At 69.6% G+C, this 19,426-nt stretch carries 18 protein-coding genes; 4 read left to right on the top strand and 14 right to left on the bottom strand.

The genetic code is table 11. The features are described 5' to 3' along the window. Positions 1 to 15 precede the first annotated feature (15 nt). The 5 genes from pstA to GGR04_RS06325 form a co-directional block, all read right to left on the bottom strand. Entirely contained in the window at positions 16 to 1,344 is a 1,329-nt protein-coding gene (gene pstA, locus GGR04_RS06305) for a phosphate ABC transporter permease PstA (protein WP_183198907.1), read from the bottom strand. Then, positions 1,341 to 2,828 (bottom strand): phosphate ABC transporter permease subunit PstC, encoded by a 1,488-nt coding sequence (pstC, locus tag GGR04_RS06310; protein ID WP_312857405.1) that lies wholly within the window; start codon positions 2,826 to 2,828, stop codon positions 1,341 to 1,343. The genes pstA and pstC overlap by 4 nt, the downstream gene beginning before the upstream one ends. Positions 2,829 to 2,948: 120 nt before the next feature. Continuing rightward, positions 2,949 to 3,977 carry a PstS family phosphate ABC transporter substrate-binding protein gene (locus GGR04_RS06315; protein ID WP_376769827.1) on the bottom strand — a complete coding sequence of 343 codons (1,029 nt, stop codon included), beginning with the start codon at positions 3,975 to 3,977 and terminating at the stop codon, positions 2,949 to 2,951. A 167-nt stretch (positions 3,978 to 4,144) separates the two neighbouring features. Next, entirely contained in the window at positions 4,145 to 5,431 is a 1,287-nt protein-coding gene (locus GGR04_RS06320) for an ATP-binding protein (protein WP_183198908.1), read from the bottom strand. 148 nt (positions 5,432 to 5,579) lie between these two features. After that, positions 5,580 to 6,596 carry a hypothetical protein gene (locus tag GGR04_RS06325; protein WP_183198909.1) on the bottom strand — a complete coding sequence of 339 codons (1,017 nt, stop codon included), beginning with the start codon at positions 6,594 to 6,596 and terminating at the stop codon, positions 5,580 to 5,582. Positions 6,597 to 6,805: 209 nt separating this feature from the next. Between GGR04_RS06325 and GGR04_RS06330 the strand changes: the two genes are divergently transcribed. Together GGR04_RS06330 and GGR04_RS06335 are read left to right on the top strand one after the other, a co-directional pair. After that, entirely contained in the window at positions 6,806 to 8,689 is a 1,884-nt protein-coding gene (locus tag GGR04_RS06330; RefSeq protein WP_246392679.1) for a glycoside hydrolase family 15 protein, read from the top strand. Next, positions 8,676 to 9,491, top strand: a complete 816-nt coding sequence (locus tag GGR04_RS06335; RefSeq protein WP_183198910.1) for an SDR family oxidoreductase — start codon at positions 8,676 to 8,678, stop codon at positions 9,489 to 9,491. Before GGR04_RS06330 ends, GGR04_RS06335 begins: the two co-directional genes overlap by 14 nt. Positions 9,492 to 9,584: 93 nt before the next feature. On the opposite strand, the gene GGR04_RS06340 is transcribed toward GGR04_RS06335, so the two are convergent. Beyond that, positions 9,585 to 10,292, bottom strand: a complete 708-nt coding sequence (locus GGR04_RS06340; protein WP_183198911.1) for a DUF1013 domain-containing protein — start codon at positions 10,290 to 10,292, stop codon at positions 9,585 to 9,587. 150 nt (positions 10,293 to 10,442) lie between these two features. After that, the gene (locus tag GGR04_RS06345) at positions 10,443 to 11,441 is read right to left on the bottom strand and encodes an NAD(P)H-quinone oxidoreductase (RefSeq protein WP_183198912.1); all 999 of its coding nucleotides are present in this window, start codon (positions 11,439 to 11,441) and stop codon (positions 10,443 to 10,445) included. Between the two features lie 246 nt (positions 11,442 to 11,687). Here GGR04_RS06345 and rcdA point away from each other — a divergent pair, with 246 nt between their 5' ends. After that, positions 11,688 to 12,215 carry a protease adaptor protein RcdA gene (gene rcdA / locus GGR04_RS06350; protein ID WP_183198913.1) on the top strand — a complete coding sequence of 176 codons (528 nt, stop codon included), beginning with the start codon at positions 11,688 to 11,690 and terminating at the stop codon, positions 12,213 to 12,215. 146 nt (positions 12,216 to 12,361) lie between these two features. On the opposite strand, the gene rpmE is transcribed toward rcdA, so the two are convergent. Then, positions 12,362 to 12,583, bottom strand: coding sequence for a 50S ribosomal protein L31 (gene rpmE, locus GGR04_RS06355; RefSeq protein WP_062206301.1), 222 nt, complete (start codon positions 12,581 to 12,583; stop codon positions 12,362 to 12,364). Positions 12,584 to 12,765: 182 nt separating this feature from the next. On the opposite strand from rpmE, the gene GGR04_RS06360 reads away from it, so the two are divergent. Continuing rightward, positions 12,766 to 14,580: an ABC transporter transmembrane domain-containing protein gene (locus tag GGR04_RS06360; protein ID WP_246392680.1), complete on the top strand. Its 1,815-nt coding sequence runs from the start codon at positions 12,766 to 12,768 to the stop codon at positions 14,578 to 14,580. Between the two features lie 2 nt (positions 14,581 to 14,582). Here GGR04_RS06360 and GGR04_RS06365 read toward each other — a convergent pair whose 3' ends face one another. The 6 genes from GGR04_RS06365 to efp form a co-directional block, all read right to left on the bottom strand. Beyond that, positions 14,583 to 14,951, bottom strand: coding sequence for a VOC family protein (locus GGR04_RS06365; protein ID WP_183198914.1), 369 nt, complete (start codon positions 14,949 to 14,951; stop codon positions 14,583 to 14,585). A 62-nt stretch (positions 14,952 to 15,013) separates the two neighbouring features. Then, the gene (locus GGR04_RS06370) at positions 15,014 to 15,697 is read right to left on the bottom strand and encodes a helix-turn-helix transcriptional regulator (RefSeq protein ID WP_183198915.1); all 684 of its coding nucleotides are present in this window, start codon (positions 15,695 to 15,697) and stop codon (positions 15,014 to 15,016) included. Between the two features lies 1 nt (position 15,698). After that, positions 15,699 to 16,733: a peptidoglycan -binding protein gene (locus GGR04_RS06375; RefSeq protein WP_183198916.1), complete on the bottom strand. Its 1,035-nt coding sequence runs from the start codon at positions 16,731 to 16,733 to the stop codon at positions 15,699 to 15,701. Between the two features lie 5 nt (positions 16,734 to 16,738). Then, positions 16,739 to 17,800 (bottom strand): flagellar motor protein MotA, encoded by a 1,062-nt coding sequence (locus GGR04_RS06380; protein WP_183198917.1) that lies wholly within the window; start codon positions 17,798 to 17,800, stop codon positions 16,739 to 16,741. 111 nt (positions 17,801 to 17,911) lie between these two features. Continuing rightward, on the bottom strand, positions 17,912 to 18,760 hold the full coding sequence (locus GGR04_RS06385) for an inositol monophosphatase family protein (protein WP_183198918.1): 849 nt from the start codon (positions 18,758 to 18,760) through the stop codon (positions 17,912 to 17,914). 79 nt (positions 18,761 to 18,839) lie between these two features. Beyond that, the gene (gene efp / locus GGR04_RS06390; protein ID WP_183198919.1) at positions 18,840 to 19,403 is read right to left on the bottom strand and encodes an elongation factor P; all 564 of its coding nucleotides are present in this window, start codon (positions 19,401 to 19,403) and stop codon (positions 18,840 to 18,842) included. Positions 19,404 to 19,426 lie beyond the last annotated feature (23 nt).

Below are 19,426 nucleotides of genomic sequence, written 5' to 3' on the forward strand. Positions count from 1 at the left end.
TTCCGGTCGCCTTTCCTACCAGCGTCGCTCGAAGCGGCGGCGGAGAATAATGGCCGTGATGTTCATCACGGCGAGGAAGAGAAGCAGCACGATGATCGCGCCGGACGTGCGCTCCACGAAGGCACGCTCGGCCTCGTTGGCCCACATGTAGATCTGCACGGGCAGAGCGGTCGAGGGGTCCATCGGCGTGGTCGGGTAGTTGGCGACGAAGGCGACCATGCCGATGAGGAGGAGCGGGGCGGTCTCGCCGAGAGCGTGGGCGAGGCCGATGATCGTGCCGGTGAGGATGCCGGGCATGGCGAGCGGCAGAACGTGCTGGAACACCATCTGCGTCTTGGAGGCGCCGAGCCCGAGCGCGGCGGCGCGGATCGAGGGCGGCACCGCCTTCAGCGCCGCGCGGGTGGCAATGATGATCGTCGGCAGCGTCATCAGCGTCAGGACGAGGCCGCCGACGAGCGCCGCCGAGCGCGGCAACCCGAACCAGTTGATGAAGACCGCAAGGCCGAGCAGGCCGTAGACGATCGAGGGCACCGCCGCGAGATTGTTGATGTTGACCTCGATGAGGTCGGTCAACCTGTTCTTCGGCGCGAACTCCTCGAGATAGATCGAGGCGGCGACGCCGATCGGCAGCGCCAGGGCGAGCACGATGCCCATCATGTAGAGCGATCCGATGGCGGCGACGCCGACGCCCGCCGTCTCCGCCCGGCTCGACGCGCCGAAGGTGAAGAGGCCGGTGTTGAAGCGCTGCTCCAGATCGCCGGACGCCTCGAGCTGGCGGATCCATTCGAGCTGGCGGTCCTTGATCGGGCGCCGGTCCTCGGGGATCGACAGGTCGAACTGCCCCTTCACCGCACTGTCGACCGTGGAGTTGGCGTAGACCCAGACGTCCTGCGTCGTGCCGATCACCGACAGGTCGTCGAGGACGATCCCGGCGAGCTGGGTGCGCACCGACTGCGACACGAGCTCGCTCGCGAGCCGCACGTCGGCCCGGTTGGCGAGGTCGAGACCGAGCTTGGTGGCGATCGCGTCCTGCACGAGCTTGGGATAGTTGGCGATCCGCAGCACCGACGGATCCTTCGCCGCGACGCCCCGCGGGTCGATCACGCTCGGCGAGAAGGTCACGGGAACGCGGATCTGCGTCTGCCAGAAGGCGGTGTAGCCCTGACCGATCACCGTCCACAACAGCGCCACGAGGAACACGAGGCCGACGCCGATGGCGGCGAGCCCGTAGGCCTTGAAGCGACGCTCGGCGGCGTATCGGCGCTTGATGCCGATGTCGCGGCGGGGCGGGCGGGCGGCGGTGGGGATGGCCGGTGCCGCGCGGCCGATGGTGGTGTCGCTCATTCGTACTGTTCCCGGTACTTGCGGACGATGGTCAGGGCGATGATGTTGAGGATCAGCGTCAGCACGAAGAGCGTGATGCCCAGCGCGAAGGCGACGAGGGTCTGCGGCGAGTTGAACTCGAGATCGCCGGTCAGCTGGTTGACAATCTTCACCGTCACCGTCGTCATCGCCTCGAACGGATTGACCGTGAGCCGCGCGGCGACGCCCGCCGCCAGCACCACGATCATCGTCTCGCCGATGGCGCGCGAGGCCGTCAGCAGCAGCGCCGAGACGATGCCCGGCAGGGCCGCGGGCAGCACCACGCGCTTCACCGTCTCGGAGCGCGTGGCGCCGAGGCCGAGCGAGCCGTCGCGCAAGGAGCGCGGCACCGCGGTGATGATGTCGTCGGAGAGCGAGGACACGAAGGGGATGAGCATGATGCCCATCACCAGGCCCGCGGTGAGGATCGACTGTGCCTGGATGAAGCTCGTGAAGTCGCCGGTAAGCAGGCGGTTGATGTCGGACGAGATGTCGCGCAGGAACGGCCCGACCGTGACGAGGGCGAAGAAGCCGTAGACGATCGTCGGAATGCCCGCGAGCACCTCGAGCAGGGGCTTCACCACCGAGCGCACCGCGCCGGAGGCGTATTCCGCCATGTAGATCGCGGCGAAGAGGCCGACGGGCACGGCGAAGAGCATGGCGACGGCGGCGATGTAGAGCGTGCCGGCGAGCAGCGGCACGAGGCCGAACTGGCCTTCCGCGCCGCCCGAGCCCGCCGCCGCGAAGCGGGGATCCCAGACCGTGCCGAAGAAGAAGCTCATCGGATCGATGCGCGAGAAGAAGTCGAGGCTCTCGGTCAGCATTGAGAGGATGATGCCGACGGTGGTGAGAATGGCGATCGAGGAGCAGATCACCAGGATCCCCTGCACCACGTATTCGACCTGGTTGCGGGCGCGAAGGCGCACGGCGATGCGACCGAGCGCGAAGACGACGCCCGCGATCGCCGCGGCGATCGCCACGGCGGCCGTCACGAGCCGCAGGGTGTCTTCCAGCCGGATCTTGGCGACCGCGGGCGCCACCATGCCGCTCTCGGTGGCGGTGGCGATGGCGACGCCGCGCCGCTGCAGCAGGGGCGAGACCTCCTCGATCGGCTTGCCGTCGATCGCGGCGAGCTCGTCGGCGGGCAGCGCGCGAAGGCCGGACGACAGGGCGTCGACGAGCTGCAGCGCGAGTTCGGGCGTCATGCCCTCGCGCACCAGGCCGTTGGAGGCGAGATCGGCATGCACCGAGCGCGACACCACGATGGGTGCCACCACGAGGCCGATCACGAGCAGCACCAGCGCCGGCACGGCCGAGAAGGAAAAGACGTAGGAGGCGTGATAGGTCGGCCGCGAATGCAGCTTCTGGCCGGGATCGGGCACCAGGGCCCGGCTCTTGCGATAGCCCAGAACGGCGCCGACGGCCCCGATGAGAGCGACGATCGCCATGATCGCGATGAATGACACCGAAGAACCCCTGCCGCCCGGTTGATGAGGATCGAGACCGGGGCGCTCGCGAGGAGCGCCCCGGCCGAAGATGCAGGCGGACGGGACGACCGAGGCCGACCCCGCCTACCCGAGCGGAAATCACATGGTCTTGCCGGCGTCGAAATCGGCGCGGTAGGCCTCGCGCTCGGCGTCGGGCGCGGGCACCAGGCCGTACTGGGCGAGCGGGCCCTCGGGGCCGATCATCTGCTCGGACAGGAAGAAGTCGCCGAACTCCTTGAGGCCCGGCGCGACGCCGACATGCGCCTTCTTGACGTAGAAGTAGAGCGGGCGCGAGACCGGATACGTGCCGGTGGAGATGGTCTCGACCGAGGGCACGACGTCGCTGATGGTCGCGACCTTCAGCTTGTCCTGGTTCTGCTCGTAGAAGGCGAGGCCGAACACGCCCACGGCCTGCTTGTTGGCGTCGATGCGGGCGAGCGTCTCGGTGTAGTCGCCGTCGATGTCGACCACCGCGCCGTCCTTGCGGACCTGATGGCACTGGGCGGTGGCGGCCTTGTCGTCGAGCCCTGAGGCCTTGAAGACCTCGAGCGCGCCGGTGCCCTTGCAGCCGGCGTCGAGAAGCTTGGTCTCGAAGACCTCGCGCGTGCCGTGCTTCTCGCCCGGGATGTAGGCCGAGATCGGCCAAGCGGGGAGCGAGGCGTCGACGTCCTTCCAGGTCTTGGCGGTGTTGTCGGCGACCTTGCCGTCCACCACGGTCTTGGCGGCCAGCGCCTTGAAGACGAGGTCGGGCGTCAGCTTCCAGTCCGGGCCGGCGGCGTCGGTGGCGAAGACGATGCCGTCATAGCCGAACTTGACCTCCTGGATGTCGGTCACGCCGTTCTTGGTGCAGGTCTCGCGCTCGCTGGCGCTGATGGCGCGCGAGGCGTTGGCGACGCTCAACGTGTCGGCGCCGACGCCGGCGCAGAACTGCTTGAGGCCGGCACCCGTGCCGCCGGACTCGACCACCGGGGTCGGGAAGTCCGGATAGATCTCGCCGAAATTCTCGGCCACGATCTGCGCATAGGGCAGGACGGTGGACGAACCCGCGACCTGAAGCGGCTTGGCGTTCTGCGCGGCGGCCGGGCCGGCGATCACGAGGCCGGCGGTGCCAAGCGTCAGTGCGGCGATCATTGTCTTCAACACGGGACGTTCTCCGTCGAAAATTCGTTGCGGAAGCCACCGAAGCTTTCACGAAACTTAACGGCGCGGGTTCCGCCTGTTGTCTAGCGGTTTGCCGCAACTCCTATATGACAGTCCCTTTTCATCTTTATGACAGTGCAAATAATTGATTTTTATCAGGTATTTTGATCGCTTCGGCGCAGGAGCGGAAATCGCACCGAAAAGGTCGAGCCCGCGCCCGGCGCGGAGCGCACGTGGAGGCGCGTCGCGTGGCGGATCAGGACGTTGCGAACGATCGACAGACCGAGCCCGGTGCCGCGCACGCCGCTGCTCCCCTCCTCCACGCGGTAGAAGCGCTCGGTCAGCCGCGGCACGTGTTCGGGCGCGATGCCACGGCCGAAATCCTGCACGAAGGCCTCGACCCGGCTGCCCTCGCGCTTCAGCCCGACGACCACGCGGCTGCCGCCGTCGCCGTATTTGCAGGCGTTCTCCACGAGGTTGGCGAAGACCTGGATGAGCTCGTCGCGGTCGCCGTTGACGAGCATCGCGCCCGCCGCCAGCCCCTCGGTCTCGATCGGCAGGCCCTTCTCGGCGGCGGGAATCGCGAACTGCTGCACCACGGCGCCGAGCACGTCGGCGAGATCCACCCGCTCGTCCGCGCGCAGCCGGCGCTTGGTCTCGATGCGCGAGAGCGAGAGCAGGTCGTCGATCAGGCGCGACATGCGCGCGGCCTGGTCGCCCATGATGTCGAGGAAGCGGATGCGCGCGGACGCGTCGTCGCGCGCCGGGCCCTTCAGCGTCTCGATGAAGCCGGTGAGCGAGGCGAGCGGCGTGCGCAGCTCGTGGCTGGCATTGGCGACGAAGTCGGTGCGCATGCGCTCCAGCCGCGAGGCCTGGGTGCGGTCGCGAAAGAGAATGAGCAGGAAGGGCGCACGCGTCTCGACCGACGCCCCGATCGGCAGGATGTCGACCGACCAGGCGCGGTCGATCGGCGTGCGCTCCGAGAACTCGACGCTTTGCGCCTCGTCGGCGGCGACGGCGGCCTCGAGCGCTGCGAGAAGCTCGGGCGCGCGAAAGCGCATGGGGAAGGGGTCGCCGAGCGGCGCCAGCCCGAAGGCGCGGCCGGCGGCCTCGTTGCCGAAGCGCAGCGCCAGGTTGCGGTCGATCACGAAGGCGGGTTCGCGCATCGCGGCGACCACCGCCTTGACGCTGGCGTCGGGCCAGAGCGGCGCGGCGCGCATGCGCGGCTGCGTGCGGAAGCGGCGGGTCGCCGCCGCGCCGCGCCGCGTCGCCACCCACAGCGCGGCGATCGCCAGCGTCGCGACCACGATCGCGCGCGTTTCGGCGGCGGCGAGCGCGCAGGCGCCGAGCCCCAGCGCCAGGATCGCGGCGAGCACGCCCGAGCGCGCCGTTCGCAGCCGCCGCGAGGGGTAGGCTTGTTCGGAAGGGAAGGATTCGCTCATGCGGCAGGCTGGTCCAAGGTCGGTCTCGCACGGGCCCGCACGGCGGGCGGACCGGCTCGCCCGGGTCCGCCACGGGGGTCGGACTCCCCCAGCGAACCGTCGAAGGAACTCGCCAGTCTGCACGCGTTCTTCGACGCGGCGATGACGGTCAGCCGAGCGCGCGGATCCGCAGCGCGTAGATGTCGACGTCGTTCGGCGTGCCGTTGAGGCCGGGGCCGATGGCGATCGAGCCGGCCGAGGTGACGCCGGCGGGAACGGCGACGTCGAAGACGAAGGCCTCCTCGCTCATCGCGGTGGAGAAGCGCTGGCGATCGCAGAAGGACTGGTCCGCGGCGAGGCACCGGATGCCGAACTCGCGCAGCGCGGCATTGGGCGAGCCGGCGGTGAGTTCGATGCGCACCTGCCGGCCGGAGATCTGGCGCATGACGCCGGCGCCCATCGTCAAGAGCACCTCGCCCTCGCCGCCCGTGGGCGCGGAAACCCGCACGGCCTCGCGCTCGTCGGGCTTGGCCACCGTCTCGATGCGCCCGCCGTTCGGCGTCGACAGCGCCTCGAGGTCGTTGCCGTCGAAGACGTCGATCCAGCCGAGATCCGACGCCGAGGCCAGCGCATCGGACGACGCGTCGCCGGTGACCGCGCCGGTCGTGGCGGCGTCCGAGCCGCCGCGCACCGCGCCGGCCAGGACATAGGCGAGAACCGCGAGGAGCACGGCGAAGACCACCGCGGCGAGCGGCACGGCAAACCGCGAGCGTGTGGGCGCGCCGCTCTTCGGCACTCCGGTTCCGCCGGGCGTCCAGGCATCGGGCTCCGCCGCGCCGACGGCGCCCGACCCAAGGGTCTGCGGCGCGTGGTCCTCGGTACGCGCGGCCCGGTCGTCATAGGGTGCGGCCGTGTCGTAGGGCGCCTCGCCGGCCTCCTCGAACGCCTCGCCCTCGTCATGGGCGGCGGCGGCGTCGTCGGCCTGCGCGTGCTCGCCCTCCACCCGGTTGATCGTCTCGGCGAGGCGCGAGCGCTGCTCGAAGCGCACGGCCTCGTCGGCGCCGCGCGACTCCAGCATCCGTTCGAGCGCCCGCTCGGAGGCCGCGTAGATGCTCTCGCGGAAGGCCGGATCGCTCACATCCCCCGCTTCGAGGGCACGCCGCAGGCTCGTCTCCATTTGGCTCATGATGTCTCCCGGCCCTTTCGACACGCTGGACTTGGACCGATCCGGCGGCACGAGGCGGCCGGCTCTCCTTAGCTTGGGATAGTGGATGCACGCCGATCGAGCAATTGAAAGGCAGCGGCGCACGCGGGCGCGCTCTCCCCAGCTTTACTTCGATCGAGCGCGACCCATCTGCCGCGCATCCCGATCCGAGCCCATCCCACGAGCCGCCCTTGTCCGTCCAACGCCTCCCTCACGCGCCGAACGCCATCTCCCAGCACGGCGTCATCGGCGACATGGACACGATCGCCCTCGTCGCTGAGGACGGCTCGATCGACTTCTTCTGCCATCCCCACATCGACTCGCCCAGCCTCTTCTGCGGGCTGCTCGATCCCGAGCGCGGCGGCGCCTTCCGGTTCTTCGTCGACCGGCGGGACGTGAAGCACCGGCAGATCTACCTGCCCGACACCAACATCCTTCTCACGCGCTTTCTCGGCGACGACGGGATCGGCGAGATCTCCGACTTCATGCCGGTGGACGGTTCGGGGCGCATCGTGCGCCGCGCCAAGGCGATCATGGGCCCGGTTCGCTTCGACCTGCGCCTCGCGCCGCGCCCGGAATACGGCGGCGCGCCGCCCACCCTGACGCCGGTGGACGGCGGCGTCTCGATCGCCTGGACGCGGGAAGCCGACGGCGCCACCGTCGAGGTCTTCGTCTTCACCCCGATCGCCTTGACGCTGCAGGGCGACACGGCGGCGGGATCGATCGATCTGGCCGAAGGCGAGACCTGCCACGTGGTCTTCTGCCCGGCGCGGCCGGGATGCCGCCCCGTCACGCCCGACTACGTGCGCGCGACCTTCGTGGAGACGCAGGACCACTGGCACCGCTGGGTGCGGCAGGGGAAGTACCCCACCTCCTGGCGCGAGCTCGTGGTGCGCTCGGCGCTCACGCTGAAGCTCCTCACCTCGGCCCGCCACGGCTCCATCGCCGCCGCCGCGACCTTCGGCCTGCCGGAGGTGATCGGCGGCGAGCGAAACTGGGACTACCGCTTCTGCTGGGTGCGCGATTCCGCCTTCACGCTCTACGCCCTGTCGCGGCTCAACTATTACGACGAGGCCGAGGCCTTCATCCACTTCCTGATGGAGCGCGTGGTGGAGCCGGGCGGCGGCGAGGGCGAGAGCGGCCTGCAGATCATGTACGCGATGGACGGCACCGGCGAGATCCCCGAGGTCGTGCTCGAAGAACTCGCGGGATACGAGGGCTCGCGCCCCGTGCGCGTCGGCAACGCCGCCTACAAGCAGCGGCAGATGGACATTTTCGGCGAGTTCATGGACGCCGTCTACATCGCCACGAAGGCGCGCGGCAAGCCGTCCTTCGCGGTCTGGGCCAAGCTGTCGCGGCTGACGGACTGGCTCTGCGGCAACTGGCACCTGCCGGACAAGGGCATCTGGGAGAGCCGGGGCGAGGACCGCGAATACCTGTCGTCGCGGCTGATGTGCTGGGTGGCGCTCGACCGGGCGCTGCGCATCGCCGACACGCAGTCGCTGCCGGCCGACGTGCTGCGCTGGCGGCTTGAGCGCGACCGCATCCAGGCGACGATCCTCGACGAGTTCTGGAACGCCGATCTCGGCGCCTTCACGCAGTACAAGGGCGGCACCTCGATCGACGCGGTGGTGCTGCTGATGCCGCTGGTGAAGTTCATCAACCCGCGCGACCCCTTGTGGACCTCCACGCTGAAGGCGGTGCGCCGGCATCTCGTGCACGACTGCCTCGTCAAGCGCTACAACAACACCGGCGAGGCCGGCGACGGGTTGGAGGGCGAGGAGGGCAGCTTCACCATCTGCTCGTTCTGGTATGTCGAGGCGCTGGCGCGCACCGGCCATGTCGCGGAGGCCCGCCTCCTCTTCGAGAAGCTGCATTCCTACGCCAACCATCTCGGGCTCTATTCGGAGGAGCTTTCCTCGGCGGGCGAGCATCTCGGCAACTTCCCGCAAGGGCTCACCCACCTGTCGCTGATCTCCGCCGCGATCTGGCTCGACCAGGCGCTGAACGGCGGCACGGACGATCCCCACAACGCGGCCTTCTCCATCATCGAGGACCCCGATGGCATCGACTGACCTTCACTCCCTCGTCGGCCAGACGGCTATCGTCACCGGCTCCTCGTCGGGCATCGGCGAGGCCATCGCGAAGGAACTGGCACGCGCCGGCGCCGACGTCGTGGTGAACTACCACGGCTCCGAGCGTGACGCGCAAGCGACCGTCGACGACATCCTCGCCATGGGCCGGCGCTCGTTCAAAGTGCAGGCCGACGTCGCCTCAGAGAGCGACGTGGTCGCGATGTTCGACGAGGCCGAGCGGCAGTTGGGACCGATCGACATCGTCGTCTCCAATGCCGGGCTGCAAAGGGACGCCGAGCTCACGGAGATGACGCTCGACGACTGGAACATGGTGATCTCGACCAATCTCACCGGTGCCTTCCTCGTCGGGCGCGAAGCGGTGCGCCGCTTTCGCAAGAAGGGCCGGCGCCCGGAGGTCAGCCGCGCGCTCGGCAAGCTGATCTTCGATTCCTCCGTGCACCAGACGATCCCCTGGGCGTTTCACGTGAACTACGCGGCGTCGAAGGGCGGCCTGAAGCTTCTGATGGAATCGATCGCGCAGGAGGTCTCGGCCGAGGGCATCCGGGTCAACGCGGTCGGCCCGGGCGCCATCGCTACCGACATCAACAAGCTGGAGCGCGAGAAGGAAGGCGGGCTCGAGTCGATGCTCCAGCTCATTCCCTACGGGCGGGTCGGCGACCCCGTGGATGTCGGGCGCGCCGTGGCGTTCCTTGCCTCCGACGCCTCCGACTACGTGGTGGGGCAGACGCTCTTCGTCGACGGCGGCATGACGCTGCATCCGAGCTTCAAGGGCAACGGCTGAACCGCCGACGCCCTGCCCTCAGACGAAAAAGGCGGCCCGCAGGGGCCGCCTTCTCCTTGAACTGGCAACAAACGAACGATGATCCTCGCCGGATCAGCGCGCGTCCTCGTCCTCGCCGTCGCTCTCTTCGGCGCGGTTGGAGCGCATCGCCGTGAGCTTGGCGAAGACCGCGGCGGCGTCGAGCTCGCCGTCCTCGCGCGAGGAGGGCGAGCGGTAGTTCTGGGTCTGCGCCGCCGAGAGCAGGCGCTCCTCCTCGGCCGCCTCTTCCGGGCGTGGCATGCCGCGCGAGGCCTTCTCGACCTCGAGATCGAGATCGATCTGCGAGCAGAGACCGAGCGTCACCGGATCCATCGGCTGGAGATTGGCCGAGTTCCAGTGGGTGCGCTCGCGGATCTGCTCGATCGTGTGCTTGGTGGTGCCCACCAGCCGCGAGATCGCGGGGTCCTTCAGCTCGGGATGATTGCGCACCAGCCAGAGGATGGCGTTCGGCCGGTCCTGGCGCTTCGACACCGGCGTGTAGCGCGGGCCCTTGCGCTTGGCCTCGGGCACGCGAACCTTGGGCGGCGCGAGCTTCAGGCGGTGGTTGGCGTCCTTCTCGGCCCGCACGATCTCGTCGCGCGTCAGCTGGCCGGTGATGATGGGATCCATGCCCTTGATGCCCTGCGCCGATTCGCCGTCGGCGATCGCCTTCACCTCGAGCGGATGAAGCGTGCAGAACTCCGCGATCTGCTCGAACGACAGCGCCGTGTTGTCGACCAGCCAGACCGCGGTGGCCTTCGGCATCAGAAGCTGCTGAGCCATGGATAATAGTCTCCTCTTGCCCGCTCCGGAGAGGCGGGCTGTGGTCACGCCACAGATCCGGGAATTCGGCGTGGACTATAGGACGTGCGCAATTCCTTCGCAAGGAAGCCCGGGCGCTCCCCGGTGCGATGAGGCCTCCGAATGACGCGCTTACGACGACAGGTCGAGCACGATCTTGCCGATGTGATCGACATCCATGTGCCGATGCGCCTCGGCGGCGTCGCCCAGCTTGTAGGTGGTGTCGACGAGCGGGCGCACGCGGCCCGCCTCGATGAGCGGCCAGACATGCTCGCGCAGCGCCGCCGCCACGCCCGCCTTGAACGCGACGTCGCGGGCGCGCAGCGTCGAGCCGGTCAGCACCAGCCGCTTGGTCATCACGAGGTCGAGCGGGATCTCCGCCTTCGCGCCGCGAAGGGTGGCGATCTGCACAATGCGCCCGTCCGGCGCCGCCACCTTCAGGTTGCGCGCCGCATAGTCGCCGCCCACCATGTCGAGCGTCAGGTCGACGCCGCGCCCGTCCTGCCAGTCCTTCAGCCGTTCCACGAAATCCTCGCGCCGATAGTCGATGGCGAGATCGGCGCCGAGCCGGCGCGCGGCCTCCGCCTTGTCAGGGCTGCCGACGGTGGTGGCGACATGGGCGCCGAAGGCATGGGCGAGCTGGATCGCCGTGGTGCCGATGCCCGAAGTGCCGCCATGGACGAGAAAGGTCTCGCCCGCCGCGAGCCGCCCGCGCTGGAAGACGTTGCTCCACACTGTGAAGAAGGTCTCGGGGATCGCCGCGCCGTGGACGAAGTCGAGCCCTCGCGGCAGCGGCAGCACGCTTCCCGCCGGTGCCAGCGCGTATTCGGCGTAGCCGCCGCCCGCGATCAGCGCCACCGCCGCGTCGCCCTCGCGCCAGTCCTCGACGCCCTCGCCCACGACCGCGATCTCGCCGGCGACCTCGAGGCCCGGCCAGTCCGGCGCGCCGGGCGGCGGCGGATAGACGCCCTTGCGCTGCAGCACGTCGGGCCGGTTGACCCCCGCGGCGCGCACCGCGATCAGCACCTCGCCCGGCCCGGGGCGCGGCACCGGGCGCTCGGCGGGTTTCAGCACGTCGGGCCCGCCATGCCCGTCGAGGACGATCACCGTCATGGTCGTGGGAAGGGTCATCGTCGTTGGTCTCCGCGCTCGGTTCCTGCCGCAGAAGCTAGAACGCGAGCGGCGATGTCGAGGCATCCCGGCTCGATCGCCGCGCCTCGCGCGCATCGGCCAGCCTGTCGCGAGCGTTAACCAACGCCGCCGTCGCGCCTTGCCTTGCGAGGCCGCAGGAGAGAAAGTCGAAAGCATGAACGGGACGAACCGGTGGGCTCCGGCGCGGCCCATGCAACGATTCGCCCGAAGGCCGGTTCTCTCCCCATGACCCAGAAGCCACGCGATCTCCCCCTTGCCGGCCGGACGGTACGCCTCGCGGAGCGTCTGGCGTTCTCGACCTCCTTCCAGCCGATCTTCGACGAGGGCATGACCCTCGTGGACGAGACCGCCGCCTATCTCGATGGCGACGGTCGGCGCGACGTGCGCGGTCTCTCCAGGCCCGCCGCCACGCTCTATGCCGCCGAATCGATGCGCCTGACGACGCGGCTGATGCAGGTCGCCTCGTGGCTGTTGCTGCAGCGCGCCGCCAACCAAGGTGATATGTCGCGCACGCAGGTCGAGGCCGAGAAGGTGAAGGTGCGCCTCGAAGGCGTGGGATCGGGCAGCGGCATGCCGGAGTTCCCCGAACTGCCCGTCGCCTTCCGCGGGCTGGTGGAACGCGCGATCATGCTGGAGCGCCGCATCGCCCTCATCGATCGCGAGGTCTACGGCGAGGGTCCGTCGGACGACGAGACGGCGCCGAACCCGGTGGGCGAGCAGATCGATCTCCTGCGCACCGCCTTCGCGGTCTGATCCCGCCCGACTCTCCGTTCGACCAAGGCGCTCCCGGCGACGGAGGGCGCCTTTTTCGCCTCTGGAGGTCGGGCGAGGAAACACCGGCAACAAAAAACCCGGCGCGGGGGCCGGGTTCTTCGATCGTCCAGACGGCGGAGGCCGGCTTAGATGCCGAGGCCTTCGTACCGCTTCTTGAAGCGCGAGACGCGGCCGCCGCGATCCAGCATCTGCTGGTTGCCGCCGGTCCAGGCCGGGTGGCTGGTCGGGTCGATGTCGAGGTTCATCTTGTCGCCGGCCGCGCCCCAGGTGGAGCGGGTCTCGTACTCGGTGCCGTTCGTCATCACGACCGTGATCGTGTGGTAGTCGGGGTGGATCTTCTCGCGCATCTCTTCAGTCCTTCCAGACGTTCGCGCTCGCACCCGCCCCAACCCCGCGGCACGGCCTGCGGCAGAGCCGCACGGTGCGTCGTCGAGGGGATGGAATGAGAAGCGCGATCGCTTTCAAATTCAAGGGCGAGCCTATACATCAGGGCCGATAAGGGCACAAGAGCCGCAGGGACGAACCGATTTTGGCAGAGACAACCGCCTCGGGCGTCGCAGCGCCCAAGCCCCGCAAGACCTTGAAACCCCTCGCGCGCCTCGCCCCCTACGTGCTGCGCCAGCGCAAGCTGGTGGCCGGTGCGCTCGTCTTCCTCATCCTCGCCTCGATCACCACCCTGTCGTTTCCGCTGGCCGTGCGGCGCGTCGTCGACCACGGCTTCCAGTCCGGCGACACGAGCTTCGTCGACACCTATTTCGCCATGCTGGCGGTGCTGAGCGTCGTCCTCGCGCTCTCCTCGGCCGGCCGCTACTATTTCGTGATCACCATCGGCGAGCGCGTGGTGGCCGAGTTGCGCAAGGACGTGTTCGACCACGTGCTGACGCTCTCGCCCGCCTTCTACGATCGCAACCTCTCCGGCGAGATCGTCTCGCGCCTCACGGCCGACACGACGCAGATCAAGTCGGCGGTCGGCGCCACCGCCTCGATGGCGCTGCGCAACGTCATCCTCTTCGTCGGCGCCCTCGCCATGATGGCCTGGACCAGCCCCGGCCTGTCGCTGATCGTGATCGCGGCGATCCCGCTTATCGTGGCTCCGCTGGTCGCCTTCGGTCGCTCGGTGCGCCGGCGCTCGCGCGCCGCGCAGGATCGCCTCGCCACCGCCAGCGCCTATGCCGGCGAGGCGATCTCGGCGGTGCGCACCGTGCAGGCCTTCACCGGCGAGCCCGCCGCCCGCGCGCGCTTCGCGGCCTCGGTGGACGAGGCCTTCGAGGCGGCCCGGCGCTCGGTCACCGCCCGCGCCCTCCTCACCGCCTTCGCGATCTTCCTGATCACCACCTCGATCGTGCTCGTGCTCTGGATCGGCGCGGGGCAGGTGATCGCCGGCACGATGAGTGCCGGCACGCTCGGCCAGTTCCTCCTCTACGCCGTCTTCGCGGCCTCCTCGCTCGGCCAGCTCTCGGAGGTCTGGGGCGATCTCACGGCCGCGGCCGGCGCCACCGAGCGCCTGTCGGAGCTTCTGGAGGAGGAGCCGGCGATCCGCTCCCCGGCGCAGCCCCTCGCCCTCCCCGTTCGCGCGCTCGGCGACATCCGCTTCGAGGGCGTCTCGTTCCGCTATCCCGGCGCCGACGCCCGCCCGACGCTGCACGACCTCACCTTCACCGTGCGTCCGGGCGAGACGGTGGCGCTGGTCGGGCCGTCGGGCGCCGGCAAGTCCACGATCTTCGCGCTGCTGGAGCGCTTCTACGACCCGACGAGCGGGCGCATCCTCGTCGACGGCGTCGACATCGCCGCCACCGATCTCGGCACGCTGCGCCGGCGCACCGCGCTGGTGCCGCAGGATACCACGATCTTCGCCGGCACCGTCGCCTCCAACATCGCCTTCGGCGAGCCCGACGCCTCGCCGGCCCGGGTCGCGGCGGCAGCCGAAGCGGCGCAGGCCGAGCGCTTCATCGCGGCGATGCCGCAGGGCTTCGAGACCGAGATCGGCGAGCGCGGCGTGACCCTCTCGGGCGGCCAGCGCCAGCGCATCGCCATCGCCCGCGCGGTTCTGCGCGACGCGCCGATCCTCCTCCTCGACGAGGCGACCTCGGCGCTCGACGCCGAGAGCGAGGTGCTGGTGCAGCGCGCGCTCGACCGGCTGATGACGGGGCGCACGACGCTCGTCATCGCCCACCGCCTCGCCACCATCCTCAAGGCCGACCGGATCCTCGTGCTCGACGGCGGCCGCATCGTCGAGGAGGGCACGCACGCCGCCCTCATCGCCCGCGGCGGCCTCTACGCCCGCCTCGCCCGCCTCCAGTTCGAAGCCGGCCACGCGGCCCTGACGCCGACGGCCGCCGAATAGGCTTAGACGGGATCTGCCGCGATGTGGAACGCGCGGACCCGAAGCGGCCCGGGTAGCGCAGCCGTGAGGCTGTAGCCGAAGTCGAGCCGCGTCGGCGGCTGGAGGATCGCAACGCCGGCTGCCTGCCAGCGGGCATGGAGCCGATCCACCGCGGCGTCGCCATCCACGCCCATCGCGAATTCGGCGTTCTCGCCGGATCGGGCCGCAGGCGGGAGAACCTCTTCGCGGCGCCAGAGACCCAGCTTGAGAGCGGCGAGGACGAAGAGGACGAAACCGGGCGAGGCCTCCACCGGCTCGACTTCGAGGAGCGCGGCCAGGGCGCCGCCGGTGGTCTGGGGATCGTCGACATGGAACAGCAGGTAGGGGGTCATGGCCGTCGGGCCTCCGCTCGTTGGAACGGACCCATTCTGGACCGGGCTGGTGTCAACCCATGTCACCAGCCGTCGCCCTCCCAATCCTGCGAGAGGCGCCAGTCGGCGAGGAGCACGCGGTGGCGCCGGCCCATTCGCCGCCCGGCCGGCTCCGCTTCCGCGATGCGATCGAGCCGGAAGTGACGAAAGTCGCGGCGCAGCTCGCACCAGGCGGCCAGCACCTCGGCGGCCTCGAAGAACCCGACGAGGACGGGCCAGACCGCCCGATGCGTCGCCGCGCCCGTCTTGTCGACGTAGCGGATGGAGAGCACCTCCTCGCGGTGGATCGCCTCGCGGATGGCCGGCAGACAGGGGTGGCCCTCGCCGCGCCGGTGGCCGACGGCCAGCCCGACACCTTCGGTGGAGCGCCCCTGCGGCAGCACCGCCTCGATCTTGGCGAGCACGCCGGCGGCGGCGGCGCCCAACTCGTCCTCCAGGCGCCGCGCGACGAAGCGCAGACCCAGCACCAGCGCGTCGATCTCGTCCTCGTCGAGCATGAGCGGCGGCAGCGTGAGACCGGGCCGCAGCACGTATCCGACGCCCGCCTCGCCTTCCACGGGCACGCCCTGCCCCTGCAGCACGGCGATGTCGCGGCGCAACGTGCGCAGGCTAACGCCGGTCTCGGCGGCGAGCGCCGCCCCCGACACCGGCCGGCGGTGTCGGCGCAGAATCTCGACGAGGTCGAGAAGGCGGGCGGCCCGCGACACGCTAGCGCTCGGTGAGCTTCAGCTCGATGCGGCGGTTGCGGGCGCGGTCCTGCGGCGTGTCGCCGGCGACGAGCGGCTGGAACTCGCCGAAGCCCGTGGCCGCCAAGCGGTTGGCCGGCACGCCGTTCTCCACGAGGAAGCGCACCACGGCGGCCGCGCGCGAGGTCGACAATTGCCAATTGTCGACGAAGCGCCCGCTCCCGGTGATCGGCACGTTGTCGGTGTGGCCGTCGACGCGGATGATCCAGTTGATGTCGGAGGGAATCTCGCGGTCGAGCTGGATGATGGCGGCGGCGAGCTGGCGCATCTCGTCCTGGCCTTGCGGCTGCAGCACGTCGGCGCCCGAGGAAAACAGCACCTCGGACTGGAACACGAAGCGGTCGCCGACGATGCGGATGTTCTCGCGGTCGGCGAGGATCTCGCGCAGGCGGCCGAAGAAGTCGGAGCGGTAGCGCGCCAGCTCCTGCACGCGCTGGGCCAGCGCCACGTTGAGGCGGCGTCCGAGATCGGCGATCTGCGTCTGCGATTCGCGGTCTCGCGATTCGGAGGCGCCGAGCGCGTCTTCGAGCGCGGCGATCTGCTGGCGCAGCGCCGAGAGCTGCTGGTTGAGAAGGTCGATCTGGGCGCGGGCCTGCGCCGAGACCTGACGCTCGCTCTCGACCTGCGCGGCGAGTTCGCCGGCGCCCTGCCCCGCCGACGCCGCGCCGGCTTGCGCGCGCCCCTGGTCGAGCGCCGCCTGCAGGCGCGAGCGGTCGGTCTCGGCACCGGCGAGCGAGGCCTGCAGGGCGGCGATCTGGTCCTGGAAGTCGGTGGCGCTGGCGCGCTCCAGCGACAGCAACTGGTTGAGCTCGGCGATCTGCGAGTTCAGCCGGTCGAGCACGGTGTCGCGCCCGGAGAGGTCGCGCGACAAGAGGAACTGCGCGATCACGAAGACCGACAGCAGGAACATGATGGCGAGGAGGAGCGTCGACAGGGCATCGACGAAGCCCGGCCAGTAGTCGATCTCGCGGCGGCGGCCTCGGCGCGACAGGGCCATCGCCGTCAGTTCCGCTCGATCTCGGAGATCGAATGGTTGAGACGCTCCATCACGAGGCGCATCTGACGCTGCTCGTCCACCTGATTCTCGATGTAGTCGCGCATCATCTGCTGCTCGCCGCGCATGTGCTGGACGAGGCCCTGGATGCTTTCGGCGAGACTGGCCATCGCCGCGGAGGTGCGCGGGCTGGTGCTCTGCTCCAAGACGAGGCGGTTGATGCGGTCCGACAGGAGACGGAACTCCTCGGCGCCGTTCTGGATCGGCAGCGCCACGGCGCCCCCCTGCGCCGGCGGCAGCGCGGCGAGAGCTTCGCTGCGCCCGGTATCGGTGACGGTGGAGAGCCAGTCTTCGAGCTCGACGTAGAAGCGGTTCTGCGCGCGCCCGACCTGCAGGTCGAGGAAGCCGAGGACGAGCGAGCCCGAGAGGCCGAAGAGCGAGGAGGAGAAGGCCGTGCCCATGCCCGAAAGCGGCGCGGCGAGGCCGTTCTTGACGCTGTCGAGCACCGAGGCGGCGTCGCCCGTGCCGGGATCGAGCGACTGGATGGTGGAGGAGATCGAGCCGATCGTGGTCAGAAGGCCCCAGAACGTGCCGAGAAGGCCGAGGAAGACGAGGAGGCCGACGAGATAGCGCGAGGTGTCGCGCGCCTCGTCGAGGCGGGTCGCGACGGAATCGAGAACCGAGCGCGCCGCGGTCTGGCCGAGCGCCATCGGGTGGCGGCGGCCGGCGACGAGGGCCGCCATCGGCGCGAGGAGCTTCGGCGAGGCGACCTTGCCGCCCTCCAGCTCCCCCTCGCGCAGGGCGTTGACCCAGCGCACCTCGCGGCGCAGCCGCAGGATCTGGAGGAGCGCCAGGAGCACGCCGACGACGAGGACGCCGCCGATCAGGCCGTTCAGGCCGCGATTGGTGACGAACGCTTCGCTGATCTGCCGGCCGAGGATCATCGCCACGAAGCCGGCCAGCGCCAGGAACACGATCATCGCGTAGAGGAAGACCATCGGGCTTCCCAGCCGCTCGGCTCCCGCATCGAGCGGCCGCGCATTCTCCGGTGACGGACTCAAGACCTGCATCGACACATCATCCGGTTCGGCTCGCCCTCCCCTGGCGCGACGCTCGCGCGGATGGACGATGCTCTTTTAACGCGTGCCCGGCGAAGGTTCCAGCGAATGTTCCCGAACGGGTTAAGGCGTAACGTCCGCAGCCGCGGCGGGCGCCGGCTGGCGCGAGGCGCGCAAAGCGGTCTTGGCCTTCTTCAACTCGGCGAGCAGCCCCTTGTGCACGAATTCGTTGGCGCAGGCGATGTCGCCCTGCACCGCGTCGAACTTGGCGCCGTCCGTGTCGGTGACGAAGCCGCCGGCCTCGCGCACGAGGATCGACCCCGCCGCGATGTCCCAGGGCTGGACGCCCGTCTCCCAATAGCCGTCGAAGCGGCCGGCCGCGACATAGGCGAGGTCGAGCGAGGCCGCGCCCATGCGGCGAAGGCCGGCCGTCTCGCCCATCAGCTGGCGCGCCTCGAAGAGAAAGCGCGCGTGGTCGCCATGCCCGAGGAAGGGAATGCCCGTGGCGAGCACGCATTCGTGCAGCTTCTGGCGGGCCGCGACGCGGATGCGGCGGTCGTTGAGAAAGGCGCCGCCGCCCTTCTCGGCCGTATAGAGCTCGTCGAGCGCGGGATTGAACACGACGCCGGCGACGATCTGCCCGTCGCGCTCCAGCGCGATCGAGATCGCGAACATCGGGATGCCGTGCAGGAAGTTTGTGGTGCCGTCCAGCGGATCGACGATCCAGCGATGCTGGCTGTCCTTGCCCTCCACCGTGCCGCGCTCCTCCATGAGGAAGCCCCAGTCGGGCCGGGCGCGCGAAAGCTCCTGGAACACGACCTCCTCGGCCTTTCGGTCGGCCTGGGAGACGAAGTCGGCGGGGCCCTTCATCGAGACTTGGAGATTCTGCACCTCGCCGAAATCGCGGGTGAGCGAGCGGCCGGCCTTCATGGCGGCCTGCGTCATGACATTCATCAGCGCCGAACGGGCCATGCGGGAAACCTTCTTCAAAACGAGTTCAGAACACGCGGCCGGGCCGCGGCAGGCAATGGGCTTCGACGCCCGCGGCCGATCAGTCGGCGCGGCGCACGTAGAGAATGTCGTTCGTGTCGACGAGAATGCGCTCGCCCGCCTCGATGAAGGGCGGCACCATCACGCGGATGCCGTTTTCCATGATGGCGGGCTTGTAGGACGAGGTGGCGGTCTGGCCCTTCACCACGGGATCGGCCTCTCGGATGGCGAGCACCACGTAGTCGGGCAGGCGGATGCCGATCGGCGTGTCCTCGTAGCTCTCCACCGTCACCTTCATGCCGTCCTGCAGGAAGGCGGCGCGATCGCCGACGAAGTCGGCGGCGAGTTCCAACTGCTCGAAGGTCTCGTTGTCCATGAAGACCAGCGTCTCGCCCTCGGCGTAGAGGAACTGGTGGTCCTTCTGGTCGAGCGTGAAGCGCTCCACCGTCTCGGTGGCGCGGAAGCGCTCGTTCAGCTTGGTGCCGTCGCGCAGGTTCTTCAGCTCGACCTGGTTGAAGGCGCCGCCCTTGCCGGGCTTCACATGGTTGGTGCGCACGGCCGCCCAGAGCCCGCCGGCATGCTCGATCAGATGGCCGGGCTTGATTTCATTGCCGTTGATCTTCATCGGACGGGCGGTCTCGCTCAAAT

It is taken from the genome of Aureimonas pseudogalii, assembly GCF_014196835.1.
Taxonomy (GTDB): Bacteria; Pseudomonadota; Alphaproteobacteria; order Rhizobiales; family Rhizobiaceae; genus Aureimonas; species Aureimonas pseudogalii.